The following is a 24943-nucleotide window of genomic DNA, read 5'->3' on the forward strand; positions in this document are numbered from 1 at the left end:
CCGCACCGCCGCCAAAACCCCCACCAAGGCGCCAGAGCTCAAGAATACGAGCGAAATCCCTGCAATCCGATCCCTTCAAACATCCCTCCGCTACTGCGCAACAGGCCCACAAGGGGAGAAGGGGACGTTAGCGCTTGAACGTCAGTCGTTGCGCCTGAAATTGCGGATGCGGTCGAACAGCACGGCGAGCAGGATGGCGCCGCCGATGAACACGCCTTGCCAGAAGGCATTGATGCCGAGCAGGCCGAGGCTGTTGCGGATGACCTCGATCAGCGCCGCGCCAACGACCGCGCCGAAGGCTGTGCCCATGCCGCCGGCTAGGTTGGCACCGCCGATGACGGTGGCGGCGATCACCTGAAGCTCCATGCCGTTGCCGAGATTGGTGGTGACCGCGCCCAGCCAGCCGGTCTGGATGATGCCGGCAAGGCCAGCCGCCAGTGCCGAGATCATGTAGACGACAACCTTGATCTGGCGCACCGGAACGCCGGTCAGCGTTGCCGCATGCTCGTTGCCGCCGATGGCGAAGATGTGCCGGCCGAATTTCGTCCAGCGCAGCACAAAGCCCGTGATCAACGCCAGCACGATCATGTAGAGCACCGGATTGGCGATGCCGAACACCCAGGCGCCGCCGCCCAGCGCCAGCAGCTTGTCGTGGTCCGGCCCGAACTGGAAGACGACGGTGTTGTTGGAGGCGACCATGGCTAGGCTGCGTGCAATCGACAGCATGCCGAGCGTCACCACGAAGGGCGGAAAGCCGAGATAGGCGATCAGAACCCCGTTGAAGGCGCCGATGATCAGCGCTGTCGCGATCGCAGCGCCAATGCCGATCTCGATGCCGTAGCCGGCATGCATGGTCACGGCCAGCACCATTGAGCACAGGCAAAGCACCGAGCCGACCGACAGGTCGATACCGCCGGTGATGATGACGAAGGTCATGCCGAGCGCGACGATGGCGACGAAGGTGACGTTGCGGGTGATGTTGTAGAGGTTCTTGGTCGTGGCGAAGGAATCCGTGGCCACCGACAGGAACAGGCAGGCGAGGATGACCGCGATCACCACCCAGAAGGTCTGGCTGGCAAACACCTTGCTCAGCAAGGTGTGCTGCTTGTGCGCGATCGTCTGATCAAGGGTGACTGCCATTATCGACCTTTTTTACTCTGGTTGAGGCGTCAATCATACCTGTTCGATGGCGCCGGTGATGAGTCCGGTGACTTCTTCCGGCGAACTCGATGCGATCGTCTTGTCGGCGACCTTGCGGCCGCGCCGCATGACGATGACGCGGTCGGCAACGTCAAAGACGTCGGGCATGCGGTGGCTGATCAGCACGACGGCGATGCCCTGGTCGCGCAAATGGCGGATCAGGTTCAGCACCTCGGCGACCTGGCGCACCGAGATCGCCGCCGTCGGCTCGTCCATCAGCACGATCTTGGCCTGCGAAAGCATGGTGCGGGCGATCGCCACCGCTTGCCGCTGGCCACCCGACATTTGTTTGACCAGGTCGCGCGGGCGGGTTTCGGATTTCAGTTCGGCGAAGATCTGGCCGGCACGCTTGTACATCGCGGCATAGTCGAGGATGCGAAGCGGCCCGAGGCCGCGGCGCAATTCACGGCCGAGATAGACATTGGCGGCTGCCGTCAGATTGTTGCACAGCGCCAGGTCCTGATGGACGATTTCGATGCCGTGCTGGCGCGCCTCGACCGGCTTGTGCAGGATCAGCTCCTTGCCGTCCATCTGCATAGTGCCATGGCTCGGCGGGAAATTGCCGGCGATCATCTTGACCAGCGTCGACTTGCCGGCGCCGTTGTCGCCCATCAGGCCGACAACCTGTCCGGCCTCGATCGACAACGAAACGTCGTTGACCGCCTGGATGGCGCCAAAATGCTTCGAGATGTTGGTGAGTTCGAGAACCGCCACCAGCCTTCTTGCCTCCCCGTGCGTTGCGGCCTGCGGTTCTGCCGCGGCCTTTCGCTCTCCCCAGTTCCTCCCGGGAGCAGCGATTTCGCCCATTTACGCATAAGCCTTCTTGGCGTCAACCACGGCTTCTTTCGAAAAATCAGTTTTGTAGGACAAATAGCATTGACGTCGGTGACAAGGCGATATTAGCTAAGTGTCGGAGGAGCTTGCGCCGATGTCCCGGGTTGCCGGAAGGAATCGGTGAGGGTTTGTCGGTCAGGGATTTGGCAACCAGCGATATCTGTCGGTGCCGGTCTGAGACTGAAGATGAAAATGCTTATCGACCTGGCTTGGCGACACGAGTGCGACGTCCTCTGTCATCTTGCTCCGGGTCGGTCTGTGTGTGGCGGGCACGCGGTGTCCGTTTGTTTCAAAAGGGAGGACTGACATGAGGAAATCACTATTGCTCGCTGCCGCCGCCGTCATGGCGTTGGGTGCCGGGCCGGCCATGGCCAAGAAACAGCTCGTCATCGTGGTGAAGGGTCTCGACAATCCATTCTTCGAGGCCATCCACCAGGGTTGCGAGAAATGGAACAAGGAAAACGCCAGCTCGGAATATGAGTGCTTCTACACCGGACCGGCATCGACCTCGGATGAGGCCGGTGAAGCCCAGATCGTCCAGGACATGCTCAGCAAGCCCGACACGGTGGCAATGGCGATTTCGCCATCGAACGCGCCGCTGATCGCGCAGACGATCAAAAGCGCCAATCCGTCGATCCCGATCATGACCCTCGACGCCGACCTCAGCAAGGAGGACGCGGCGCTGCGCAAGACCTATCTCGGCACCGACAACTACCTGATGGGTCACAAGATCGGCGAATACATCAAGAAGGCCAAGCCGAATGGCGGCAAGATCTGCACCATCGAAGGCAATCCGGCGGCCGACAACATCCTGCGCCGCGCGCAGGGCATGCGTGACGCGCTTTCGGGCAAGGAAGGCCTCGCGGCGCTGGCGGGCGAAGGCGGCTGGACGGAAGTTGCCGGCTGCCCGGTGTTCACCAATGACGACGGCGCCAAGGGCGTGCAGGCGATGACCGACATCCTCGCCGCCAATCCCGATCTCGACGCCTTCGGCATCATGGGCGGCTGGCCGCTGTTCGGCGCTCCGCAGCCCTACCGCGACCTGTTCAAGCCGATGGCCGACAAGATCGCCAGCAACGCCTTTGTCATCGGCGCCGCCGACACGATCGGCGACGAGGTGGCGATTGCTCGTGACGGACTGGTGACCGCACTGGTTGGCCAGCGGCCGTTCGAGATGGGCTACAAGGCGCCCTCGGTGATGATCGACCTGGTCGAAGGCAAGCCGGTCGCCGATCCGGTGTTCACCGGCCTCGACGAATGCACCAAGGACACCGTCGACACCTGCATCCAGAAGTAGGTTCGCAGTTTCGGGGCGCCCGGCGGGCGCCCCGTCACGCATCGTCCATACAAAACGCACGAGGCGACGCTGCTTTGGAGCGTAGGCCGCTGCTTTGTCGTGCCCTGAATTCAGGCTTTCGACAAGAAGCTGCCGGGGAATACCAATGCCGGACGCGACATCAAAAAAGCGACCCGCCAAGTTGAAGGCCGAGGCTGCGCGGCCGGCCGGCGTTCGGCGTGCCGACGCCGCACACTTTCCCGGCTCGAGCGTGCATGCGTCGCTCGCCAACGAAATCGGGCTGAGAATCGTGCGCGGCGACTATCCGCCGGGAACCATCCTGCCCAACGAAGCCAAATGGTCCGAGACCTTCGACGTCAGCCGCTCGGCGGTGCGCGAAGCCATCAAAATGCTGATGGCGAAGAGCCTTTTGTCGTCACGTCCCAAAATCGGCAGCTGGGTCGAGCCGAAGGAACGCTGGAACCTGCTCGATCGCGATGTGCTGGCCTGGTATGCGACCTCGCCGGACCGCGAGGTGTTCCTCAGGACCGTGCAGGAATTCCGCCACATCATCGAGCCGGAGGCCAGCGCCTTCGCCGCCATGCGGCGCACCGACGAGCAGATGGCCGAGATCAGCCAGGCCTGCCGCGAGATGGGCGAGGCGACCAACCTGCAGGAGCGCACGCGCGCCGACACGCGGTTTCACCTCGCCATCCTGCGCGCGTCGGGCAACGACCTGCTGGTGCCGCTCGGCGTGCTGATCGAATCGGCGTTCGATCATCTGTTCGCTTATACCACGCGGGAACTCGACGATTTGCAGCATGCTCAGCGGCTGCATGAGGCGATCGAGAAGAACATCCGCCTGCAGCGGCCCGCTGCAGCCCGTGCCGCGGTGCACAGGCTTCTCGCCAACACCGACGACGTTATCGGGCGGTCGCGACGGTGATTTAGGCACCGAGGCTGACGCCAGCCTAGGCCCTGCTTTATGTTAGTGATTGGCGAAAGCAGAAGCGTCATCCGATCTCCCCCCTTGCGGGGGAGATGTCCGGTAGGACAGAGGGGGGTGGGAAGGATTGCCAACTTGGCCCTCAGCATTCCAACTGAGATTCAGCCTGAGGACTTGACTGCGGCTGGTTCACAGGTCGGCGGGACAGCACCCCCCTCTGCCCTGCCGGGCATCTCCCCCGCAAGGGGGGAGATCGGCAGCTTCGCCGACGGCGCCTGCTGCGGCATGTTTGAGCGCAAGCTCGCGGCGGTGAAGGAAATCGTGTTTTTTGTGCGACCGCAGTGCATTTTGTTCTTGCTTTGTGCCGGCAGCTATGCTATTAATTTCGGTAATGGTGCCAATTGGCTCCAACGACCCGCCCACCGAGGCGGGTTTTTTGTTTCGGAAGTTGCAGGCAGGGCAAATCGCATAGGGGGTCCCCCCTCATCCGGCCGCTTCGCGGCCACCTTCTCCCCACTGGGGAGAAGAGGCTGACGCCGGCGCTGGCGACCTCCTCTCCCCGAGGGGAGAGGTCGGATTGTCCCGAATTGCCCTTCGCAATTCGGTTGGCAATCCGGGTGAGGGGGCTCTTGCCTACATGCGATTGCACTGCCTCAGGGGAGGTCGGCAGCTTCGCCGGTGCGCTTACCCCGGAATGTTGCGTGGCAGGGAGCTGATCGGCCGCCTCAGATCGTCTGCTTCTTGCCATCCCTGGTCGGCATGAGGTCGACGCCGTTGACCTTGCCGACATGCGTGGCCAGCATCGGTACATACTGGTCGGCGGGGCCGGCCGCGAAGGCGCCGGCGAAGGCGTTCTTGGTGGCGTTGCCGAGCGGGTTGGCGATGCCGGCAGCACCCGCCATCGATTCGAGATAGGTGAGATCCTTGAAGGCGTTGGCGATGGTGAATTTGTGCGCGTCGCGGTCGCCTTCCAGCGTCCAGCGCATGAAGGTCTGGTAGAAGCCGCAATCCATGCGGCCGTTGCGGATGACGCTGTCGAAGCGCGGCGGCGAGATGCCGACCTTCTGCGCCAGCGCCAGCGCCTCGGAATAGATCGCGGCGTAGCCGAGCGAAATGAAATTGTTGAGCAGCTTCATGCGGTGGCCGTCACCGGTGTCGCCGATATGGACGATGCGCCCGGCCCAGGTGTCGAGCACCGGCTTCACCCGGGAAAAGACCGCGTCGGGCGCGCCGACCATGGCATCGAGCGTGCCTTCCCAGGCCTCCTTCGGCGTGCGGCTGAGCGGGGCATCGACATAATCGACGCCGAGCGCCTTGAGCTCGGCGGCCAGCGCCATCGTCGAGACAGGATCCGAGGTCGAGCAGTCGACGACAACCGATCCCTGCTTCAGGCCTTCCTTGAGGCCGCCTGGGTCGCGGATGATGGCTTCGACCTCGCGCGAGCCGGTGACGCAGATGAAGACGATATCGGATGCCGCCGCGACGTCGCGCGAGGTCGCCGCTTCCCTGGCGCCGCGGCCGAGCAGGTCTTCCGCCGGCGTGCGGTTCTTGCGGCCGAGAAACGTCAGCGGATAGCCCTTGTCGACGATGTTCTTCGCGATCCCGTGGCCCATCAGGCCAAGCCCGATGAAGCCAATCTTTTCGCTCGCGGCGGTCGTGTTCATATCGTTTCGTCCTATTTTGCAATGATGGATGACGGCGCTGCACCCTGGCCGGCGAATTGTTGAAGCGGGTTTTTGCCGCATGCCGTGGCAGGCGATTGCAGAGTTCGATATTGTCTGACAATACACATGAATTCCAGGGAGAGCAAAATGACGAAGCGGATCATGTTCACCGGCGGCAGCGGCAAGGCCGGGCGCCACGTCGTGCAGTATCTGGTCGAGCAGGGCTGCCAGGTGCTCAACATCGACACCAAGCCGCTCGACAATCCCAAGGTGCGCACGCTGATCACCGACATCACCGATAGCGGGCAGGTGTTCAATGCGCTGTCGAGCTATATGGGCCTGCATGAATTCGACCCGTCGCTGCGCACGCAGCCGGTCGATGCCGTGGTGCATTTCGCGGCCATCCCGCGCATCATGATCACGCCCGACAACGAGGTGTTCCGCATCAACGCGCTCGGCACCTACAACGTCATCGAGGCTGCGGTGAAGCTCGGTATCCGCAAGGTGGTGATCGCCTCCAGCGAGACGACCTACGGCCTGGTCTTCGCCAACGAACCGCGCGATCCGACGCATTTTCCGCTCGACGAGGAATACGACGTCGATCCGATGGACAGCTACGCGCTGTCCAAGGTCGTCAACGAGAAGACCGCGCGGGCGTTTGCACAACGCGATGGCTCCGACATCTATGCCTTGCGCATCGGCAACGTCATCGAGCCGCATGAATATTCGCTGTTTCCGAAATGGTTCGCCGATCCGGGTTTCCGCAAGCGCATCGCCTGGAGCTACATCGACGCGCGCGACCTCGGCCAGATCACGCTGCGCGCCATCGAGAAGGACGGGCTCGGCTATCAGGTGTTCAACGCCGCCAATGACGACACCTCGTCCGACCTGCCGACGGCCGAACTCCTGAAGCGGTTTTATCCCGATGTGCCGGTCAAGGGCGAACTTGGCGAATACGAGACGCTGCTCTCGAACCGCAAGGCACGCGACATGCTCGGCTTCCGGCCGGAACACAGCTGGCGGAAATATGTCAAGACGAGCTGACGGGCACAGCTGACGCGAAACCGGCACTGTGCCAGCCCGCAATTGCTCGTCGCGAGGCTAGGCTCACACCCGCTACGGCCCGATGCGCCCACGCCCTACGTTCAGGCGTTCGCCGTCGGGTTCATCCATACGATTTCCCAAACGTAGCCATCTGGGTCTTCGATGTGGCGATTATACATGAAGCCAAGATCCTGTGCCGGGTTGGGATCGGCGCGACCGCCCGCCGCGACCGCGCTGGTCAGTGTTGCATCAACGGCGTCGCGGTTATCGACAGTGAGGGCGATCATTGCCTGGCTGTCGCGTCGTGCGTCGCCGATTGGGCGTGTAGTGAATTCGCGGTAGTGGTCATGGGTCAGCAACATCACCCCGATCGTGTCCGAGAACATGAGCGAGGTGGATTTCTCGCCCGAAAACTGTGGGTTCACAGTGCCGCCTAGCGCCACGTAGAACGCCGTCGACGCCGACAGGTCACGGACAGGCAGGTTCACGAAAATCATTTTGGGCATCGATTTCGCCTTCTCCAGGGATGCGCGCTGCGCTATTATCTTGCTGCAATGTAAGTAGACGCAATGTATCTTGATTGCAAGATACATTTTGCCGAGGGAATATTTTGCCATGGATCGCGCCGAGGCCGCAGCTAAGGAATGGGCTCGCGAGCGCCCCGATCTTCCCTTGTTGCCTGTTGAAACGGTAGGTCGCCTGCTCGATGCGGCCGCGCGGGTTATCCGCGATCACATGAACCCGTTGCTCAAAGAAGCGGGCCTGAACGTAGGTGAGTTCGATGTGCTCACGCCGCTCAGGCGCGCCGGTGAACCCTATATGCTCTCACCCACTCAGCTCTACGAATCGGCAATGATCTCCTCCGGCGGCATGACGAGCCGCCTGGACCGGCTGGAGCGCGCCGGGCTGGTTGAACGACGCCCCGATCCCGCCGACCGGCGCGGCAAGCAAATTGCGCTGACGACTGGCGGCAAGCGCGCGACAGACGATTTGATCGGTCCAATGGTGGCGCTGGAAGAGCAATTAATCTCCGTGCTGACGCTGGCGGAGCAGGAAACTCTTAACGCTCTGCTTAAGAAATTGCTGACAGGCCTTTAAATTAGAACGATTTCATCGTTTCACGGAACGCCGAACCGATCTATCTTTTTGTTTTGACGCAAATTCCGGACGGAAAACCGTTTCACACTTTTCCTGGAATTGCATCAGGTGGCAGTCAGTCACCTCTGCCTCTGAATCAACGAGTCCCGACCCTACTTGTCTTTCCAGAATTCGGCCTGGAGTTGCGCCGCTTCATCGGTAAGCAGCGGGCCGATGACCTCAGTCGGACGCTGCCCGGCTTCGAAGACGATCCTGCAGGGCAGGTCGAGTGTGGGATTCTCGACATGTGCGCCCGTCAGCCGCTTGAGGTCGTGTTCGCTCTGCCCAAAGACGACCCGTCCGATGCCCGCCCAATAAATCGTCCCGGAGCACATCGCGCAAGGTTCGGCCGAAGTGTAGAGGGTGCAGGAAGCCAGTTTTTCGAGACTGATATTCATCCCCGCCCAGGAGGCCAGCAGCCTTTCGGCATGAGCGGTGCGGTCGCCCCCGCCGGCTTTGTAACCGTTGGGCTGCTCGCGCAACACATTGCCGTCCTCGTCGGCGAGGAGCGAACCAAAGGGATGTTCGCCGGCATCGCGGGCTTTGCGCGCGACGTCGAACGCCTGACGGAGCAGGCGCTCATCATAGGGGCGTTGTGGCATCGGCAGATCCTCCGCCGCTTGACCATAGTGCCGAACAATCCGCCGACACAAGTCGGCGGCCTAAAGCGCGTCGCGTTCGACCGGCCTCCATGCGACGCGCTTTAGGTTCTTGTTTGATGCATGTCGTAATCGCAAAACCGCTGCACACTTTTGCGCGATATGCATTAGGACTCGTTGCGACTAGGGCGTTGAGCCAGCCAGATGCTGCCGATGACGAAAACGACGCCGGCGATTTGAGGCAAGGTCAGCGTCTGGTCCAGGAATACCCATCCAAGCAGCACGGCGGTCACCGGGCTGAGGAAAAGCAGCGATGACACCACTGCGGATTCCAGTCGCGCAATGCCCCGGAACCAGAGGACGTAGGTCAGCGCCGCACCGATCAGCCCGAGCCACACCAGTCCAAGCAGGTTGGCCGCGGTCGGGAGCGGGATGGATGGTTCGAAAAGCAGGGCCACCGGAACGAGAAGGAGACCGCCGGCGGTCAGTTGCCATGCCGTGAAGGTAAGCAGCGATACTGGCGGTTGCCACTTACGGGCCAATATGCTGCCGAAGGCCATGGAGGCCGCTCCGGCGAGGCCGGCGGCAACGCCGATTAAATCGAGCGCCGCATTCGGGGTCAGCACCAGCAATGCAACACCTGCGATCCCGACAAGGGCGGCGACGATCGCCAACCGACGGACAGGGCTGGCAAGCAGGGCAGAGGCAAGGAAAATCACGATTAACGGCTGGACCGACAGCACCGTCGCCGCGACCCCGCCCGGAAGCCGGTAGGCGGCGACAAACAACATGCTCAGGAAGATCGAGATGTTGAGGGCTCCGAGCACGAAACTGCGCAGCCACCAGATGCCCGTCGGCAGTTGCCGGACGATCGCGAGCAGCAGCAATCCGGCGGGCAGGGCTCGCAGCATCGCAACCGTCATCGGCGAAAAGTTCGGCAGGAACTGCGTCGTGACGATATAGGTGCTGCCCCATATCGCGGGTGCAATGGCTGTAAGCAACAGATCGGAACGGTGGGTTTTCATAAGATTTCCAGAACTTCGGCAAGAGGGCGGCGCGGCTTTTGCGGCCAGTTTCCGGGCGCGGCGCGGCCGACCGCGATGAGCATCACCGGCACTTCATTCAGTCCAAGGCCAAACTCGCGAGCCACGCCTTCGGCATCGAAGCCTCCCATAGGACCAGCGACGAGCCCCAGCGCTTCGGCCGCGAAAATCAGCGTCGCAGCGCCAAGCGTTGCCGAGCGCACGACTTCGTCGCGGGCTGCCCGAGGATCGGCATATTGGGTGCGGGCGCCTTCCTGCCAGCCCGAAGCCATATCCGCCGGCATGAAGCCGGCTTCGACGAAAGGAAGCAGCCTTGCATTGAGGGCGGCGTGGTCGGGCAGCACGCCGCATACAATGAACGTGACGGCTGCCTCCTGCACCTTGGCCTGGCCATGGGCCACGCTGCGCAGCCGTGCCTTTGCTTCCGGCGTCCGCACGGCGATGAACCGCCAATTCTGAAGGTTGTAGGCGGTTGGCGCGCGCGTTGCGAGACGTGCCAGTTCGTCGACCTCGGCATCCGTCAATGCGTGCGAGGCATCGAACCGATTGGCCGACATGCGTCGCTCGATAAGGGAGATTGTGGGGTTGGTCATCATGTCATTCCGAACCTGAAAAAGCCGTTCGGGAAGCAGATATAGAATTTACCAACAGACGATAATATGTGACAATCGAAAGACATTGTTTACTATAAGAGAATGGTGAGATGGATCGCCTGACCGCGCTGCAGGTGTTCCGCCAAGTGGCTGAACTGAACAGCTTTGCCGAAGCCGGACGGCGGCTCGGTCTCTCGCCTCCCGCGATCAGCAAGAACATCGCAGAGCTGGAGGCGCATCTGGGCGTGCGGCGCATCAACCGGACGACGCGGCGCATGGCCCTGACTGAAGAAGGCAGGATCTATCTGGAGCATGTCACGCAGGGGCTCGATGCGCTGGCCAGGGCCGACCAGGTCCTCGGTCCGATCAAGGCCGCGCCGAGCGGCACGTTGCGGGTCAGCGCACCGATGACCGTCACGTTGACACGGCTTTCGGCTGCCATTCCCGCGTTTCTATCGCGCTATCCCGATTTGAAACTCGATTTGCACCTTGATGACAGGCGCGTCGATATCGTGCGGGAGGGTTTTGACCTAGCCATTCGCGGCAGCGACAATCTCGAGGATTCCAGCCTGGTCGCCAGAAAGCTTGCGGTCATGCCGCACGTGCTTTGCGCAGCTCCGTCCTATTTCGAGAAGCATGGCCAGCCCAAAACGCCTGCCGATTTGAAGGCGGCCAATTGCATCCGGTTCAGCCTCTCGGGACATGTGGACATATGGGAGTTCCGCAAGGACGGGCGCAGCGAGCGGATCGCCATCGACGGACGATATTCGGTCTCCTCGAGCCTTGCCGTGCGCGATGCGCTGCGCGCCGGCTTCGGCGTCAGCCTGATCCCCCATCCCTATGTCGAGAGCGACCTGAAAGCAGGCCGGCTGCAATCGGCTCTGGATGACTGGGAAAAGGTCGAAACCACGCTCTACGCGGTCTATCCGGCACGGCAGCATCTCGCCCCGAAAATCCGCGTCTTCCTTGATTTCCTGATCGAGGAATTCAGTCGGGATAAAGGAGAAGCCGTTCGCGGCGCTCCGGCGTGAGCGCTCGGCAAAGCGCGATGTCGGCCAGCGAGGCGACGGATACGGAAAATCAAACTGAGATATTGCCGTCGATTTCATCTCCTTGACACGCCTCCAAATCCGGACTTTGTGGAGCTATGCAGGACGCGAAGCCGAATAAGCGAAAGACAGCGGCCGAGGCGTTCGCCGAACGCACCAGCGGTGTTCGCCGGGCTGATGCGGCACGCATGCCGGGGTCGAGCGTGCATGCATCGCTCGCCAATGAGATCGGGCTGAGGATCGTGCGCGGCGACTATCCGCCGGGAACCATCCTGCCCAACGAAGCCAAATGGTCCGAGACCTTCGACGTCAGCCGCTCGGCGGTGCGCGAAGCCATCAAAATGCTGATGGCGAAGAGCCTTTTGTCGTCACGTCCCAAAATCGGCAGCTGGGTCGAGCCGAAGGAACGCTGGAACCTGCTCGATCGCGATGTGCTGGCCTGGTATGCGACCTCGCCGGACCGCGAGGTGTTCCTCAGGACCGTGCAGGAATTCCGCCACATCATCGAGCCGGAGGCCAGCGCCTTCGCCGCCATGCGGCGCACCGACGAGCAGATGGCCGAGATCAGCCAGGCCTGCCGCGAGATGGGCGAGGCGACCAACCTGCAGGAGCGCACGCGCGCCGACACGCGGTTTCACCTCGCCATCCTGCGCGCGTCGGGCAACGACCTGCTGGTGCCGCTCGGCGTGCTGATCGAATCGGCGTTCGATCATCTGTTCGCTTATACCACGCGGGAACTCGACGATTTGCAGCATGCTCAGCGGCTGCATGAGGCGATCGAGAAGAGCATCCGCCTGCAGCGGCCGGACGCGGCGCGCAATGCGGTGCGCAAGCTCTTGGCCAATACCGACAGCGTCATCAAGTCCAGGTAGCTGCCGTTCGGCTACAGGCACTCAGTCGACGGGTGCGGTCGCCAGATGCCGCCGGGTCAGCCCGATCAGCAAGGCCTGGTCGCGAGCGGCGTGTTCGGGCGGGTTGACGACGGGTTCGCCATTGACGATCGCCGCCCAGAAGCCACGCATCTCCTCGACGAAGGCCTCGGCGTAACCGGCACGCAAGTCCCGCTTCGACAGCGTGTGACCGTCCGAGGTCGTCACCGTCAGCCGGGTCGGATGATGATTGAGCCAGGGCGAGGGGAATTCGAGCTCCAGGCTGGCATCGTCGAAGAACAGCGTGACCCGCTCCTTGTAGTCGGCGAGCCTGGGCGCGGTGAGATGCGTCATGGTCCACAGCGCCTGTCCGTCCAAAAGCTTGACGGCGCCCTGGCCGCCGTCGCCATTGGCGAAGATCTGCGCGCCGACGACTTCGCCGTCCGGCACGCCGAGCGCATCGAGCAGGCCATGGACGGCATTGACGTCGTGAATCAAGGCCGAGCTGTAAGCGCCGGTAAATCCACGGAAAGCGAGGTCGGTGAAAGGCACGCCAATGGCGTGTTCGACCTGGCGCTTCTGCCTGGCGACGACAGCGGCGATCATGTCTTTCGGGATATCGGTACCGCGCCTGTAGGGCTGATGGGCGATGAACGGCCAGGCGTCGGGATCGTTCACTTCCACCGAGACCGAGCGCAGCGTGCTTGATGTCCCTGGCAGCGAAGCGAGCGCCAGCCGGTAGCTCGGATCGAAGCGCTTCATATAGCCGACCTGAACGATTTTCCTGGCGGCGTCGCGCGCGGCGACGATCTCCAGGATTTCCGCCAGCGAATAGCAGAGCGGCTTTTCGCAAAAGACATGCAGACCAAGCGCCAGCGCCGCCAGCACCTGTTCGTGGTGCAGCGGGTCCGGCGAGCCGATCACCACTGCGTCGAGGCGCTGGTCGAAGAGCTGGTCGATCGTTTCGAAATTGGCAACGCCATGGGTGTCAGTGACGAACTGCCGCGAAATCCTCGAGGGATCGGCGACCCCGACGACCTCGAACAATTCACCGAGGCGCAGCAGATTGGGGATATGCTCGACCTGCGAGATCATGCCGGCGCCGACGACCCCGACGCGTAACCTGCTCATGCCATCATTCCCCGCAATGTCCTGATGTCAGCTCAAGGCGCCGCAGGCGGCCGGTTGCCGATCTGGGCGAGCAGGCCGGCAATCTCCGCCTCGACCGCTTTCAAATCCTCGCCGCCCGACATGATCGAGATGACCTCGTCGCGCGAAATCTCGGACTTGGCGTAGGTGCCGCGATTGCGGCCGCGGTTGAGCAGCGTGAAGGTGTCGCCGACCGGATAGGCATGGTGGATGTTGTGGCTGATGAAGATCACGGCCAGGCCCCGCATGCGTGCTTCGATGATGAACTTCAGCACCATCGCCGCCTGGTGGACGCCGAGCGCGGAGGTCGGCTCGTCGAGGATCAGCACGCGCGCGCCAAAATGCACGGCGCGGGCGATCGCCACCGACTGGCGCTCGCCGCCCGACAGCGTGCCGACGGCTTGCGTCGGATCGCGCACGTCGATGCCGATATCGGCCATCGCCTGCCTGGCGATGGTGTTGGCGCGCTCCTTGTCGATGCGCGAGAAGGGCAGGCTGCTTTTGGTCGGCTCGCGGCCGAGGAAGAAGTTGCGGGTAATCGACATCAGCGAGATCATGCCGAGGTCCTGGAATACCGTTGCCACGCCGAGCTCCTGCGCGTCGCGCGGGCTGCGGAAGGTGACCGGTCTGCCGTCGACCAGGATTTCGCCCTTGCTCGGCCGGTAGACGCCCGACAGAACCTTGATCAGCGTCGACTTGCCGGCGCCGTTGTCGCCGAGCAGGCAGTGGACCTCGCCCGGATAGACCTTGATGTCGATGTCCTGGAGCGCGCGCACCGAGCCGAAATTGACGCTGACGCCGCGCAGTTCCATTGCCGGTTCGGTCGTTCGGGCCGGTTCGCTCATTTGGGCTGGCGCAGTCATTTGCCACCTCCGCGGCCGAGCGCCTTCAGCCTGATGTAGTTGTTGACCAGCACGGCCATCAGGATGACGATGCCGAGGAAGACCTTGAACCAGTCGGTGTCGATGCCGGTGTAGAAGATGCCCATCTGCACCAGCCCGAAGATCAGCGCGCCGAACAGCACGCCATAGACGGTGCCGTAGCCGCCGGTGAGCAGCACGCCGCCGATGACAGCGGCGATGATCGCCTCGAATTCCTTGAGCAGGCCGCGCGTGGTGTCGGCGGAGCCCGCCTCCATCACCTGGATGGTGGCGAGCAGCGTCGCCGCGCAGGCGGTGTAGACGAACAGGCTGATCTTGACGCGATCGACCGGCACGCCGACGTTGCGGGCGGCGATCAGGTCGCCGCCGGTAGCGAAGATCCAGTTGCCATATTTCGTCTGGGTGAGCACGTAGCCGGCCAGCGCCGTCAGGCCGAGCCACCAGACGATCGACATCGGAATGCCGGCGACGAAGGGAATGCCGTCGCTGCGGGTGGCGATCCAGCCTTGCGCGCCCATCCAGTGGAACAGGCCGGTGAGCAGATGGCCGTTGAAAATGCCGGCCGTTGCCGGGTCCGGTGCGCCTTCGAGGATGTAGGGGATCTGGGTGCGGCCGGTGACGGCGCGGGTGATGCCGATCGACAGTCCGCGCAGGATATAGAGCGTGGCGAGCGTGACGATGAAGGAGGGCAGACGCGTCTTCACCACGATCAGGCCGTTGAGATAGCCGGTGAGGATGGCAACGGCGAAGGCGCAGGCAATACCGCCCCATAGCGGCAGGCCCCAGTACTTCACCGTCAGCCCGATGACGACACCGGCAAAGCCGACCATGGAGCCGACCGAAAGGTCGAACTCGCCGGCGATGATGAGGAGTGCTGCTGCAGTGGCGACGATGCCGAGCTCCGCCGACAGCGTCAGGAAAGTCATCGATCCCTGCAGCGAATAGAGGTTTGCCGCGCCCGGCAGCAGCGCAAAGATGATGATCGTCGCAAGCAGCCCGCCGGCAGCACCGGCTTCCGGCCGGCGCAACCACTGGGTCAGCTTGCCGGTGCTGGCCAACCGCTCGTCGGCGCCGGCGGCCCGCTTCGATGTCATGCCGAAGCGGTCGGTCGCCTTCAGTTCGCCCGGAGGTATCGCCTTGTCTTCCACGACCGCCATTAGGCTCTCCAATCGCTCAATTCGCAATCTTCGAACGGATCGGGAGAGCGCTTGGCGCATTCTCCCGTTCCGTCGGAGCGCTTGCCTAGCGGATACCCTCTTTGGCGAGGGCCAGGATCGCCTTGGCTTTTTCTGGCGAGTCGATGAACAGCGGTCCGGTATAGGAATTGTTCTGCGGCCAGAAGCCGTGCGTCGCCTGTTCGACCAGATAGATCACCGGCAGATAGCCCATCAGATATTGCTGGGCGTCCATGCCGAAGCCCATTTCGCCGGCCACGACCGAGTCGAGAACCTCCGGGCTGATGTCGAAGGTGTAGAGCTTGAGCTTGCCGAACAGTTCCTTGTCGCGGAACATCGGGATCAGCGGGTTGGCGGCGGTGGCGCCGAGCGCAAAGACGGCCTGCGTGTCGGGATGCGCCGACAGATAGGCTTCGGTGCGGCGCTGGATGTCGGCCGGATCCGGCGCCACGGCCAGAACCTCGGTGCCGCCGCCGGAGGGCTTCAGCCCGTCATTGAGGCCCTGGCAGCGCTGGTCGAGGCTGACATTGCCGACCTCGTGGTTGATGCAAACGACCTTGAGCGTGCCTTCCTTGGCCAGCCGCTCGCCGGCCTTCTTGCCGGAATCATATTCGGAAACGGTGCCGACATAGAGCGTCGTGCCGAGCTCGGCGCCTTCCTTTTCGCCGGAATCCAGAACCACCATCGGAATATTGGCGGCAAGCCCGGATTTGACCGATTTGCCGAGTGCATTGGCATCGGCAATGGAGACGGCGATGCCGTCCGGCTTGGTGGCGATGGCGGCGTCGAGAAGCCGGGCCTGCTCGACCACGTCGAAGACCTGCGGCGCGTAATATTCGACCTTGGCGCCGGTGAGGGCGGCCGCGTCATCGACGCCGCGCTTGACCACCGACCAATAGGGATCGGACGCCGACCCGTGCACCACGAAGGTGATGCGGACGTCCTTCGGATCCTTGAGGCCCGCGGCATGCGCGATACCTGTCATCAGGCCCGCCGAGACGAAGGCGCCCAATGCCACTTTCAGAAGAGCTTTCATCTTATTCTCCCATCTGTCGTTGCAGTTCCAATCCCTCTGGCGCCGTTTTCCGGCCGCGACGATCGGCTCACGTCGCGGATCGGGTGGCCGCTTTGCGGGCCTTTGCCGACGCCAATCGCTGTTCGCCCGCGGTGTCGCCGCGGGGCGTTGTTGTTGAGCGCCTGGCCGAGAGCGTCGCGCGAAGCTCCTCGCGCAACGGCTTCATGCCGATGATTTCGATCGGCTGTGCGGCGAGCCAGTCGCGAAAGCCCTGGTCGCGGAACAGCTCGTACTCTTCGGTGCGGATATAGGCGGCGCGCGGCTCGATCAGCTCGAGTTCACCGGGCGCGTTGCAATGCAGGCAAAAGAAGGTCAGGCCCTCGCGCACACCCTCGATGAGCGCTTTGTAAGCGGGCTCGATCGGCCTGGAACGCGGCCGGCCCCAGGTCGTCTGGATCGCGGCGTCGAAAATGGCAAAGCCGCCGGCACGGGCCAGCGCCACGCCGCGCTGGAACGCCTCCTCGGTGACGCCGACCAGATTGTCGTTGGGGGAATAGGCGGACAGGGTCTTGGTCAGCAGCACGGGCAGCTGATATTCGAGCCCGAGCTTGATGTAGATGTCGCAAAATTCCGGCGACAATGCCGCGCCCATATGCGCGTCGAGATGGGTGACGTCGATGCCGGCGCGATAGGCGGTGTCGATCTGGGCGCGAAGCTCGGCCTCGACCGCTTGCGGCACCGCCTTGCGGCGCGTGGTCGCCACATCGGGCCACAAGAAGCCCAACTCGTCGGTCAGGCCGGCCGCCCGCGACGGCGCGGTCAACGGCCGCCATTTGTAATGCTGCTTCTCGCTGTTCAGCGTCAGGTGGACGCCAAGGTCAAGGGCAGGGTTGGCGACGGTGCTTTCGGCCATTTCGAGGAACCAGGGGCACGGCACCATCACCGCGCCGGAACTGCAGACACCCAGTCCGCTCAATTCGAGGAAGGCGCTGTTGGCGCCGTGGCACATGCCGACATCGTCCTCATGGAGCACGATCCGTTTGCTGGAGCCGGCGGCGCTCACGAATGGCCGCCCTCCCGCCGGCATACCGGCTTCGGGGGTCTTCCAAAGTGTGTCCCGTATTTCATGGAACCAACCGTTTGCCCAACTGGCCGGAATGGAACGCCGAAACCTGCCTGTCCGACAGGGCCACTTTGGCGAATTCGGATAGGTACGATTTGCCTGCCGGCTGAGACACTTAGCTGCCGATTTCCCCAATCAGGGTTCAAAACCAGTCATAGGAACCGTCTTCCGGGCGCAGATGGCTTGGTCGAATAGCGGCGGAGTGGTTCTTTCAAACTGTGCCGACAAGCCTACAGCTGTCCACACCATCAAGCGACCACATTATCAAGTGACCCAAACTACCAAGTAACTTGGAGGCCTGTCATGTACACCGCCGGCGAAGAGGAAATCGAAGCCATTGCCAGGGTGATCCGCTCGGGTGCGCTGTTTCGTTACGGCAAGGACAGCGAATGCGACCGCTTCGAGGCCCGCTATGCGCAGCATCTTGGCGTCGAGCATTTCGCGCTGGCCGCCAGCGGCACCTATGGGCTCGCCGCAGGCCTGATCGGGCTCGGCATCGGCCCCGGCGACGAAGTGCTGGTGCCTGCGCACACCTATATGGCGACCGCGACCGCGGTGCTGTCGGTCGGGGCCATTCCCGTCATCGTCGACATCGACGAGAGCCTGACCATCGATCCCATCGCCTTGCGCGATGCCATCGGGCCGCGCACCAGGGCGGTCATCCCGGTGCATATGTGGGGCGCGGCCTGCAACATGAATGCGATCATGGACATTGCGGCCAAGCGCGGCTTGCTGGTGCTGGAGGATGTCTGCCAGGGCATCGGCGGCGGCTATGACGGCCGCAAGCTCGGCTCGATCGGCCATGCCGGCGCCTATTCCTTCAACTACTTCAAAAACATGACCTCGGGCGAGGGCGGCGGCATTGCCACCGTCGACCCGAAGGTGGCAGAGCGGGCGCGCTGCGCCATCGACCCTTGCCATTTCTACTGGCAGGGCAGGAGCGACAGCATCAAACCCTTCGCCGGCATCGGCGCGCGTGCTTCCGAACTGATGGGGGCGATGCTCAACGTCCAGCTCGATCGGCTGGACGGCATCATCGAGGCGATGCGGGCCGAGAAGAAGACGGTGCTGGCCGGCACCCGCCACCTTAGCAATCTCGGGCTGACGCCGTCGCCGATGAACAGCGCGGACGACGATTGTGCCGCACAGGTGATGTACCTGCTGCCGAGCGAGCAGGCGGCGCAGACTTTTTCGAAGACCATTCCCAGCGTCGTAGCCGGCAAGACCGGCCGCCATAATTTCACCCAGTGGGACCAGGTGCTGATGCATGAAGGCGCGCATCATCCGGCGCTCAATCCTTACGCACTGCCCGAGAACCAGGGCCTGCGGCTGGATTATTCCGACGACCTCGGCAAGCGCTCGCTCGACATCCTCAACCGCACCGTGATGGTCGCCATGAACCCGGCGCACAGCGATACCGATACTCAGGACATGATCCACAACATCGATGCGGCGGCGCGGGTGGCGCTGGAGAATGTCTCGCTCGATGATGTCGAATTGCGCCAGGCGGCACCGGTTGATCTGCAGAAATTCGACAGTGTGAACTAGACCAGTTCCGACGCGGGTTGCTACTCTGCGGCCGAGTTCCTTGTCCGGTGGCCGGGCGAGGAGTCCGGCCGGCATAACCGGTAATCAAAAAATCGGCAGGCCCGTGTCGGATAGGCCGGGCTCCGCTCGTCCTAGGGGGCATCGATCACCAATACGGAGGAATAACGATATGCCCGGCACCGTACGTCTGCACCGCGTTCTGACAACCGGCCCGGAGAAAGTCTACCGCGCGTTCGTCGAAGCGGATGCACTTGCGAAATGGCTTCCGCCGAACGGCTTCACCTGCACGGTTCATCACTTCGAGGCGAAAGTCGGCGGTACGTTCAAAATGTCCTTCCGCAACTTCACCACCGGCGACAGCCATTCGTTCGGCGGCGAATATGTCGAGCTCGTGCCCAATGAGCAGCTGCGCTACACCGACCGGTTCGACGACCCCAACCTGGCCGGCGAGATCGAGGTGACCGTGACATTGAAGAAAGTGTCGGTCGGCACCGAAGTGAATATCACGCAGGCCGGTATTCCAGACGCCATCCCGGTTGAGGCCTGCTATCTCGGCTGGCAGGAGTCGCTGCGAAATCTGGCGAAGCTCGTTGAACCCGAGATCAACCAGTAAGATAAAGCGCTGCCCTGGCGGGTTGGCGTCGCTAACCGGAAACCCAGGGATGACGCCGTTCTTCCCACCCAACATGCGCCGGGGCCGGAAAGGCGGGATCGGCGAAGCAGCCGACCGCGACGGCGATCCATTCAGGCTTTCGCTCGGGCTCCCAGAAGACGCTCGAGCCGCAGCCCGGGCAGAAATGGAAAGTGACGTGATGGCCGCTCCGAGCCGATCGCCTGTAGGTACTGGCGTTGCCTTCGGCTTCTACCTTGTCGCGCGCGAAGAAGGCCGCGACGCCGTATGTGCTGCCGGTCCGTTTCTGGCAGTCGAGGCAGTGGCATTGCGCGACCAGTCGCGGGTCTCCCTCACAGGAGATCCTCAGTTGCCCGCAGGCACAGGATGCGGTTCTCATGGCAGTCCTCACGGTCAGACGAATGCGTTGCTCCGCCAATTTCGGCGGTTAGCATGCTTCTGGTTTTCGGGGAGATTCGGCCTGTGAGTGGCTCCTTGCGCGAACGCGGCGAAGGACCAGGACCGATGCCGTATTTCTAATCGCCTCGGGCGAATGTTGCAACCGCGGTGAACGAGATGACGCGCTTGCCCTAGCTTCTGTCCAACCTCAGAAACGCGGCGCGCAGGGCAAGCACGGCGCGCAGGATCTGGCGTTCGTCCATTGCCGCATAGCCGAGCAGGAGGCCGTGCTCGGGTTCAGTAGAGTGATAGTTGATGGAGATGCCCTGGACGTCGAGCCCTTCCTTGACGGCGGCGGCAACCACGTCGCTGTCCTTATAGGGCCTGACGAAGCTCGCCAGCAGTTGCATGCCGGAATCGTTTTCCGTGACGGTCAGCCATTCGGCCAGATGCTCCTGGCACAGCTTGACGAAGTTCGCCTGCCGGCGCGCATAGAGCCGGCGCATGCGCTTGAGATGCGTGGCGAAATAGCCCTGCGTGATGAAGTCGTTGACCGTTGCCTGCAGGATCAGCGGCGCGAATTGGCCGGTGATGCTCACTGCCCGGTCGAACGGCACCGACAGTTCGCGCGGCACGATCAGATAGCCGATGCGCAGCGCCGGGATCAGTGTTTTGCCGAAGCTGCCGATATAGACGACGCGGTCGGCATGATCGAGCCCGCGCAGCGCCGGCACCGGCCGGCCGCGGAACCGGTATTCGCCGTCATAGTCATCCTCGACGATCCAGGCGCCGTTGCGTTCGGCGATGTCGAGCAGCTGCAACCGCTCCTCGATGCGCATGATGGTGCCGAACGGCCATTGGCAGGATGGCGTCACATAGATCAGCCGCGGCGGCGGCAGCTCCGGATCGGCAAGACGCCAGCCGCGCCGGTCGACCTTCAACGGTGCCAGCCTGGCGCCGCTGGCGAGAAAGGCGCTCTTGGCGCCGAGATAGCCGGGCTCCTCCATCCAGACATGGTCGCCTTCGTCCATCAGCACGCGCGAGACGAGATCGAGCGCTGCCTGCGCGCCGGTGACGATGATCACCTGGTCGGCGGTGCAGCTGATGCCGCGCGACAGGCCGATGGTCGAGGCAATAGCCTGACGCAGGCCGGGGTGGCCGGCAAAGGAGAGATAACCAAGCAGGCTCTCGTCGCGGCTGCGTGCATTGCGCACCAGAAGGCTTGACCAGATGGTGAACGGAAACGATGCCGTTTCGGGGACGCCCGGATGGAAATTGATGACGCCGGCATTGCGTGGCGGTTGCGGGCCGTTGACGATGGTCTGGCCACGCCGCGACAGCTTTTGCGGCGCTGCCAGTCCGGCGCGCAGCGATGCCAGGGGACGGTTCTGCTGGATCGGCGCCACCCAGGTGCCCGATCCGGCACGCGCCTCGATGAAACCTTCGGCAAGGAGCTGGTCATAGGCGGCGATGACCGTGTTGCGCCCGACCTTCAGATCTTCGGCCAGCGAGCGCGTCGACGGCAGCAGCGTGTTCTGCGGGATCTGGCCGTCAAGGATGAAGCGTCGCAACGCGCCGTAGATCTGACGATGCATCGGTTCTTCCGAAGCACGGTCGACCGACATGATGTCGAGGGAAAGGCGCATCTGGTCGGCCACGGCACTATCCCCCGACGAACCGGGCGGCGCGGGCGATCTTTTCCTCGTTGAGCCGGCAGACGGTGTCGAGCACCAGTCGCCTGGTTTCAGGGCGGATCTCGCGGCTGTTCTTCAGCGCGCGATGCACGGTGGCGGCGCCAAGTTCCGCCTTCTCGGCGATCTCCCGGATGGTGCAAAGCCGTTCCATGCCAAGCGCAGCTTCGAAAGCCATGTCGCTCCTCCTCGGTTGCATCAAGGCACGGCTTCCGGCCGGCCTCAAGCTTGAAAGTCGGGGTTTGAAATCCAGAGCCGGGATTCTGCGATCCGCGCCGCACAGGGAGCAAGACGGCGCGGATCGCCGGGCGCTTTCGCGTCGCTAACCCCATCGAGGCGCGCGCCCATCATGTTCCTCCGGCTCGCAATACGGTCCGGTCAGTCTGCCTGCCGCGTCGCCACTTCGAAACCGGCTTCGCGGGCGGTGGCGAGCAGCGAGAAATAGCCTTTGCTGGCATAGGTCAGCGGATGTGCCTTGGCCGGATCCTGCTCAGCTTCGACAACGATCCAACCTTCATAGCCGCGCGCGGCGAGGGGTTTCAGCAACGACAGGAAATCGACCGAGCCATCGCCGGGCACGGTAAAAATGCCGTCCATTACCGCCGCCATGAAGCTCATGTCCTCGCGGCGTGCCCGTTCCAGCACCGCCCTGCGAACATCCTTGCAATGGAAATGCACGATGCGGTCGAGATGCCGTTGCAGCAGCGATTGCGGGTCGCCGCCCGAAAACAGGCAATGGCCGGTATCGAACAACAGGCCGACGCTTCGGCCCGTCGCCGTCATCAGCCTGTCGACTTCATCGTCCGTCTCGACAATGGTGCCCATGTGGTGGTGGAAGGCCATGCCGACCCCGAATGCGGCCATGCGGTCGGCGAGTGCGGTCAGTTTCTCGCCATAGGACGGCCAGTCGCTGTCGGCGAGGCGCGGACGCTCGGAGATCGGTGCGAAAATGCCGTCATGGCGACCGCGAGAGGTGTCGGCGTAGACGACGATCCTGGCGCCAAGGTCGCGCAACAGCTGCAGATGTGGGGTAATCGCCGCGAATTCCTCGTAGACCGTGCGGTCGAGAATGCGGCCATCATACCAGCCGGAGACGAGTTCCAGGCCATAGGAAGACAGGAGCGGCCCAAGCACTTCAGCCTGGCGCGGAAATTTGCCGCCGAGCTCGGTGCCGCGGTAGCCGGCCTGCGCGGTTTCCGACAGGCAGGTCTCCAAGGGCGTATCGCCGCCAAGCGCCGGAACGTCGTCATTGCTCCAGGTGATGGGATTGATGCCGATCTTGACCGTCATGACGCCAGGCTTTTGCAGGCTTGGGAATACAAGCCGAGCCTGCAAACTGGCGACAAAGAGGCCCTGTCACTAGGTCCAGTTCAGCCGAATTTGGCAGAACCAATGTTAACCCTAGTCCTCTTTGGGGCGCCCGAAGAGGGCACGCAGCTCGTCCTTTGCGTCCTCCAGCACTTTCTTCTGCGCCGCCGGCAGGTTCTTGCCGGCGCGGTTGATGTAGAAATTCAGCATCGACATGGCGGATTGAAACGGCCCTGCCTTGCGTCGATCGCTGTGCTCGGCCGATCGCTTCAAAGAGGCGGCAATCTTTTTGGGATCGTGGGATTCGAAGATGTGTTCCTCGAGGTCCAGCGCGTCGCTATGCTCGGTGACGTCGGCGGACCATTTCCGTTGAGCGGTCATGGCAAACTCCTTCCACTAGGTCGTTGCCGGGAAAACGCCTTGTGGCGCACCCCTGTTCCACCTCGGCCCGAATCCCTGGAGCCACGGATTTGCCTGTCGTGGCGCTGCTCGGCGATGCGAATGCGCCGATAGTGGTCAGAACCGCCGATTCAAGAACTGCGGACAGGAAACGCTCTTGACCCCAATCGTCTCAAGCCAGGCAGGAAGTTCCGGCATCGACAGTGCCTATGCCTGGATACGGCTGGGCATCTCGATGCTGCTGGCAACGATCGGCGGGGTCGGCATGTGGGCGGTGGTCGTGGTGCTGCCCGCCGTGCAGGCAGAATTCGGCGTTGATCGCGCCGCTGCCTCGATGCCCTACACCGCGACCATGGTCGGCTTTGCCGCCGGCAATGTGCTGTTCGGCCGCGCCATCGACCGCATGGGGTATTGGATCCCGGCACTGATTGCCGCGATCGCGCTTGGCGCCGGCTTCCTGCTGGCGTCGCTTACCAGTTCTATCCTGCAGTTCACCCTCGTCCAGGGCCTGTTGATCGGCGTCGGCTCGTCGGCGATCTTCGGCCCTTTGATCGCCGACATCTCGCACTGGTTCAACCGGCGCCGCGGTGTCGCGGTGACGGCTGCCGCGTCCGGCAACTATCTCGCCGGAGCGATCTGGCCGACGGCGATGCCCTATGTCATGCAGACCGAAGGCTGGCGCTTCACCTATGCCGCGATCGGCCTCGTCTGCCTGGTCACCATGGTGCCCTTGATCCTGCTGCTCAGGCGCGGCGCACCGCCCCAGGCGGCTCCGGGATCGCCGGGCAGCCGCGTGGTCCAGCCGATCTCGCTGTCGCCGGCGGCCTTGCAGGCGCTGCTCATCGTCGCCGGGCTCGGCTGCTGCGTGGCGATGTCGATGCCGCAAGTCCATATCGTCGCCTATTGCATGGATCTCGGCTACGGCGTGGCGCATGGCGCCGATATGCTGTCGATCATGCTGGCCGCGGGCGTTGTCAGCCGGCTTGGCTCGGGCTTCCTTGCCGATCGCATCGGCGGCGTGAAAACCCTGCTGATCGGCTCGGTGCTGCAATGCCTGTCGCTGTTGTTTTATATCCCGTTCGACGGGCTTGCATCGCTTTATGTCGTCTCGCTGGTCTTCGGCCTGTCGCAGGGCGGCATCGTGCCCTGTTATGCGATCATCGTGCGCGAATATATGCCAGCCAAGGAGGCTGGCCAGCGCGTCGGCATCGTCATGATGGCGACCATCTTCGGCATGGCTATCGGTGGCTGGATGTCGGGCTGGATCTACGATTTGACCGGTTCCTATGCCGCCGCGTTCCTCAACGGCATTGCCTGGAACCTGCTGAATATTTTGGCCATGGTGCTGCTGCTGTGGAAGGCCCGGCGCAGCGCTGCCGTGACGGCCTGAA

General features: G+C 63.0%; 26 protein-coding genes. 9 read left to right on the forward strand and 17 right to left on the reverse strand.

Translation table 11 applies throughout. The features are described from left to right. Positions 1 to 141 precede the first annotated feature (141 nt). Together NKH21_RS06335 and NKH21_RS06340 are read right to left on the reverse strand one after the other, a co-directional pair. Positions 142 to 1140, reverse strand: coding sequence for an ABC transporter permease (locus tag NKH21_RS06335; protein WP_254820532.1), 999 nt, complete (start codon positions 1138 to 1140; stop codon positions 142 to 144). 33 nt (positions 1141 to 1173) lie between these two features. Then, on the reverse strand, positions 1174 to 1914 hold the full coding sequence (locus NKH21_RS06340) for an ATP-binding cassette domain-containing protein (protein WP_023675804.1): 741 nt from the start codon (positions 1912 to 1914) through the stop codon (positions 1174 to 1176). 427 nt (positions 1915 to 2341) lie between these two features. Here NKH21_RS06340 and NKH21_RS06345 point away from each other — a divergent pair, with 427 nt between their 5' ends. Together NKH21_RS06345 and NKH21_RS06350 are read left to right on the forward strand one after the other, a co-directional pair. Next, a complete protein-coding gene (locus NKH21_RS06345) occupies positions 2342 to 3331 on the forward strand; it encodes a sugar-binding protein (protein WP_352863592.1) in 990 nt (329 codons plus the stop codon). Positions 3332 to 3476: 145 nt separating this feature from the next. Next, a complete protein-coding gene (locus NKH21_RS06350; protein WP_352863594.1) occupies positions 3477 to 4256 on the forward strand; it encodes a FadR/GntR family transcriptional regulator in 780 nt (259 codons plus the stop codon). Between the two features lie 725 nt (positions 4257 to 4981). Here NKH21_RS06350 and NKH21_RS06355 read toward each other — a convergent pair. Further along, positions 4982 to 5920: an NAD(P)-dependent oxidoreductase gene (locus NKH21_RS06355; protein ID WP_352863596.1), complete on the reverse strand. Its 939-nt coding sequence runs from the start codon at positions 5918 to 5920 to the stop codon at positions 4982 to 4984. 147 nt (positions 5921 to 6067) lie between these two features. On the opposite strand from NKH21_RS06355, the gene NKH21_RS06360 reads away from it, so the two are divergent. After that, positions 6068 to 6964 carry an NAD-dependent epimerase/dehydratase family protein gene (locus NKH21_RS06360; protein ID WP_352863598.1) on the forward strand — a complete coding sequence of 299 codons (897 nt, stop codon included), beginning with the start codon at positions 6068 to 6070 and terminating at the stop codon, positions 6962 to 6964. 101 nt (positions 6965 to 7065) lie between these two features. Here the strand turns inward: NKH21_RS06360 and NKH21_RS06365 are convergent, their stop codons facing one another. Beyond that, positions 7066 to 7470 carry a VOC family protein gene (locus NKH21_RS06365; protein WP_352491051.1) on the reverse strand — a complete coding sequence of 135 codons (405 nt, stop codon included), beginning with the start codon at positions 7468 to 7470 and terminating at the stop codon, positions 7066 to 7068. A 109-nt stretch (positions 7471 to 7579) separates the two neighbouring features. Between NKH21_RS06365 and NKH21_RS06370 the strand changes: the two genes are divergently transcribed. Then, a complete protein-coding gene (locus NKH21_RS06370; RefSeq protein WP_352863600.1) occupies positions 7580 to 8062 on the forward strand; it encodes a MarR family winged helix-turn-helix transcriptional regulator in 483 nt (160 codons plus the stop codon). Positions 8063 to 8214: 152 nt separating this feature from the next. On the opposite strand, the gene NKH21_RS06375 is transcribed toward NKH21_RS06370, so the two are convergent. The 3 genes from NKH21_RS06375 to NKH21_RS06385 all read right to left on the reverse strand — a co-directional run bounded on the left by NKH21_RS06375 (position 8215) and on the right by NKH21_RS06385 (position 10336). Then, positions 8215 to 8703 (reverse strand): nucleoside deaminase, encoded by a 489-nt coding sequence (locus tag NKH21_RS06375; RefSeq protein ID WP_352863602.1) that lies wholly within the window; start codon positions 8701 to 8703, stop codon positions 8215 to 8217. Positions 8704 to 8867: 164 nt separating this feature from the next. After that, positions 8868 to 9725: an EamA family transporter gene (locus NKH21_RS06380; RefSeq protein WP_352863604.1), complete on the reverse strand. Its 858-nt coding sequence runs from the start codon at positions 9723 to 9725 to the stop codon at positions 8868 to 8870. After that, a complete protein-coding gene (locus NKH21_RS06385; protein ID WP_352863606.1) occupies positions 9722 to 10336 on the reverse strand; it encodes a nitroreductase family protein in 615 nt (204 codons plus the stop codon). The genes NKH21_RS06380 and NKH21_RS06385 overlap by 4 nt, the downstream gene beginning before the upstream one ends. Before the next feature lie 110 nt (positions 10337 to 10446). Between NKH21_RS06385 and NKH21_RS06390 the strand changes: the two genes are divergently transcribed. Then, positions 10447 to 11367 (forward strand): LysR family transcriptional regulator, encoded by a 921-nt coding sequence (locus tag NKH21_RS06390; RefSeq protein ID WP_352863608.1) that lies wholly within the window; start codon positions 10447 to 10449, stop codon positions 11365 to 11367. Positions 11368 to 11483: 116 nt separating this feature from the next. Next, positions 11484 to 12257 carry a FadR/GntR family transcriptional regulator gene (locus NKH21_RS06395; protein WP_352863610.1) on the forward strand — a complete coding sequence of 258 codons (774 nt, stop codon included), beginning with the start codon at positions 11484 to 11486 and terminating at the stop codon, positions 12255 to 12257. A 21-nt stretch (positions 12258 to 12278) separates the two neighbouring features. Here the strand turns inward: NKH21_RS06395 and NKH21_RS06400 are convergent, their stop codons facing one another. The 5 genes from NKH21_RS06400 to NKH21_RS06420 form a co-directional block, all read right to left on the reverse strand. Then, positions 12279 to 13385 (reverse strand): Gfo/Idh/MocA family oxidoreductase, encoded by a 1107-nt coding sequence (locus tag NKH21_RS06400; protein ID WP_352863612.1) that lies wholly within the window; start codon positions 13383 to 13385, stop codon positions 12279 to 12281. A gap of 32 nt (positions 13386 to 13417) precedes the next feature. After that, positions 13418 to 14248 (reverse strand): ATP-binding cassette domain-containing protein, encoded by an 831-nt coding sequence (locus tag NKH21_RS06405; protein ID WP_352564536.1) that lies wholly within the window; start codon positions 14246 to 14248, stop codon positions 13418 to 13420. Positions 14249 to 14262: 14 nt separating this feature from the next. After that, positions 14263 to 15378, reverse strand: a complete 1116-nt coding sequence (locus NKH21_RS06410) for an ABC transporter permease (protein ID WP_352456268.1) — start codon at positions 15376 to 15378, stop codon at positions 14263 to 14265. Between the two features lie 148 nt (positions 15379 to 15526). Beyond that, entirely contained in the window at positions 15527 to 16495 is a 969-nt protein-coding gene (locus NKH21_RS06415; RefSeq protein WP_352863614.1) for a rhizopine catabolism ABC transporter substrate-binding protein, read from the reverse strand. Positions 16496 to 16562: 67 nt separating this feature from the next. After that, positions 16563 to 17537, reverse strand: coding sequence for a polysaccharide deacetylase family protein (locus NKH21_RS06420; protein ID WP_352863616.1), 975 nt, complete (start codon positions 17535 to 17537; stop codon positions 16563 to 16565). A 363-nt stretch (positions 17538 to 17900) separates the two neighbouring features. Here NKH21_RS06420 and NKH21_RS06425 point away from each other — a divergent pair, with 363 nt between their 5' ends. Together NKH21_RS06425 and NKH21_RS06430 are read left to right on the forward strand one after the other, a co-directional pair. Next, complete coding sequence (locus NKH21_RS06425) at positions 17901 to 19145, forward strand: DegT/DnrJ/EryC1/StrS family aminotransferase (protein ID WP_352863618.1); 1245 nt, start codon at positions 17901 to 17903, stop codon at positions 19143 to 19145. A 169-nt stretch (positions 19146 to 19314) separates the two neighbouring features. Then, entirely contained in the window at positions 19315 to 19758 is a 444-nt protein-coding gene (locus NKH21_RS06430; protein WP_352863620.1) for an SRPBCC family protein, read from the forward strand. A gap of 31 nt (positions 19759 to 19789) precedes the next feature. Here NKH21_RS06430 and NKH21_RS06435 read toward each other — a convergent pair whose 3' ends face one another. The 5 genes from NKH21_RS06435 to NKH21_RS06455 all read right to left on the reverse strand — a co-directional run bounded on the left by NKH21_RS06435 (position 19790) and on the right by NKH21_RS06455 (position 23534). Then, positions 19790 to 20155, reverse strand: coding sequence for a GFA family protein (locus tag NKH21_RS06435; protein WP_352863622.1), 366 nt, complete (start codon positions 20153 to 20155; stop codon positions 19790 to 19792). A gap of 190 nt (positions 20156 to 20345) precedes the next feature. Next, positions 20346 to 21812 carry a rhizopine catabolism transcriptional regulator MocR gene (gene mocR, locus NKH21_RS06440; RefSeq protein ID WP_352863624.1) on the reverse strand — a complete coding sequence of 489 codons (1467 nt, stop codon included), beginning with the start codon at positions 21810 to 21812 and terminating at the stop codon, positions 20346 to 20348. A gap of 4 nt (positions 21813 to 21816) precedes the next feature. Beyond that, positions 21817 to 22023, reverse strand: a complete 207-nt coding sequence (locus NKH21_RS06445) for a LacI family DNA-binding transcriptional regulator (protein ID WP_352453276.1) — start codon at positions 22021 to 22023, stop codon at positions 21817 to 21819. 200 nt (positions 22024 to 22223) lie between these two features. Beyond that, positions 22224 to 23135, reverse strand: coding sequence for a myo-inosose-2 dehydratase (gene iolE, locus NKH21_RS06450; protein WP_352863626.1), 912 nt, complete (start codon positions 23133 to 23135; stop codon positions 22224 to 22226). Between the two features lie 111 nt (positions 23136 to 23246). Beyond that, positions 23247 to 23534 carry a DUF3175 domain-containing protein gene (locus NKH21_RS06455; protein WP_023675825.1) on the reverse strand — a complete coding sequence of 96 codons (288 nt, stop codon included), beginning with the start codon at positions 23532 to 23534 and terminating at the stop codon, positions 23247 to 23249. A gap of 175 nt (positions 23535 to 23709) precedes the next feature. Here NKH21_RS06455 and NKH21_RS06460 point away from each other — a divergent pair, with 175 nt between their 5' ends. Next, positions 23710 to 24942 (forward strand): MFS transporter, encoded by a 1233-nt coding sequence (locus NKH21_RS06460; protein ID WP_352564351.1) that lies wholly within the window; start codon positions 23710 to 23712, stop codon positions 24940 to 24942. Position 24943 lies beyond the last annotated feature (1 nt).

Origin of the sequence: Mesorhizobium sp. M1329 (assembly GCF_040318035.1) — a bacterium.
Taxonomy (GTDB): domain Bacteria; phylum Pseudomonadota; class Alphaproteobacteria; order Rhizobiales; family Rhizobiaceae; genus Mesorhizobium.

Bases quoted from the DNA above. Each gene is read 5' to 3' on its own strand.
- NKH21_RS06335 (WP_254820532.1), bottom strand. From the start codon at position 1,140: ATGGCAGTCACCCTTGATCAGACGATCGCGCACAAGCAGCACACCTTG.
- NKH21_RS06345 (WP_352863592.1), top strand. From the start codon at position 2,342: ATGAGGAAATCACTATTGCTCGCTGCCGCCGCCGTCATGGCGTTGGGT.
- NKH21_RS06350 (WP_352863594.1), top strand. From the start codon at position 3,477: ATGCCGGACGCGACATCAAAAAAGCGACCCGCCAAGTTGAAGGCCGAG.
- NKH21_RS06355 (WP_352863596.1), bottom strand. From the start codon at position 5,920: ATGAACACGACCGCCGCGAGCGAAAAGATTGGCTTCATCGGGCTTGGC.
- NKH21_RS06360 (WP_352863598.1), top strand. From the start codon at position 6,068: ATGACGAAGCGGATCATGTTCACCGGCGGCAGCGGCAAGGCCGGGCGC.
- NKH21_RS06365 (WP_352491051.1), bottom strand. From the start codon at position 7,470: ATGCCCAAAATGATTTTCGTGAACCTGCCTGTCCGTGACCTGTCGGCG.
- NKH21_RS06370 (WP_352863600.1), top strand. From the start codon at position 7,580: ATGGATCGCGCCGAGGCCGCAGCTAAGGAATGGGCTCGCGAGCGCCCC.
- NKH21_RS06375 (WP_352863602.1), bottom strand. From the start codon at position 8,703: ATGCCACAACGCCCCTATGATGAGCGCCTGCTCCGTCAGGCGTTCGAC.
- NKH21_RS06380 (WP_352863604.1), bottom strand. From the start codon at position 9,725: ATGAAAACCCACCGTTCCGATCTGTTGCTTACAGCCATTGCACCCGCG.
- NKH21_RS06385 (WP_352863606.1), bottom strand. From the start codon at position 10,336: ATGACCAACCCCACAATCTCCCTTATCGAGCGACGCATGTCGGCCAAT.
- NKH21_RS06390 (WP_352863608.1), top strand. From the start codon at position 10,447: ATGGATCGCCTGACCGCGCTGCAGGTGTTCCGCCAAGTGGCTGAACTG.
- NKH21_RS06395 (WP_352863610.1), top strand. From the start codon at position 11,484: ATGCAGGACGCGAAGCCGAATAAGCGAAAGACAGCGGCCGAGGCGTTC.
- NKH21_RS06400 (WP_352863612.1), bottom strand. From the start codon at position 13,385: ATGAGCAGGTTACGCGTCGGGGTCGTCGGCGCCGGCATGATCTCGCAG.
- NKH21_RS06405 (WP_352564536.1), bottom strand. From the start codon at position 14,248: ATGAGCGAACCGGCCCGAACGACCGAACCGGCAATGGAACTGCGCGGC.
- NKH21_RS06410 (WP_352456268.1), bottom strand. From the start codon at position 15,378: ATGACATCGAAGCGGGCCGCCGGCGCCGACGAGCGGTTGGCCAGCACC.
- NKH21_RS06415 (WP_352863614.1), bottom strand. From the start codon at position 16,495: ATGAAAGCTCTTCTGAAAGTGGCATTGGGCGCCTTCGTCTCGGCGGGC.
- NKH21_RS06425 (WP_352863618.1), top strand. From the start codon at position 17,901: ATGTACACCGCCGGCGAAGAGGAAATCGAAGCCATTGCCAGGGTGATC.
- NKH21_RS06430 (WP_352863620.1), top strand. From the start codon at position 19,315: ATGCCCGGCACCGTACGTCTGCACCGCGTTCTGACAACCGGCCCGGAG.
- NKH21_RS06435 (WP_352863622.1), bottom strand. From the start codon at position 20,155: ATGAGAACCGCATCCTGTGCCTGCGGGCAACTGAGGATCTCCTGTGAG.
- NKH21_RS06445 (WP_352453276.1), bottom strand. From the start codon at position 22,023: ATGGCTTTCGAAGCTGCGCTTGGCATGGAACGGCTTTGCACCATCCGG.
- iolE (WP_352863626.1), bottom strand. From the start codon at position 23,135: ATGACGGTCAAGATCGGCATCAATCCCATCACCTGGAGCAATGACGAC.
- NKH21_RS06455 (WP_023675825.1), bottom strand. From the start codon at position 23,534: ATGACCGCTCAACGGAAATGGTCCGCCGACGTCACCGAGCATAGCGAC.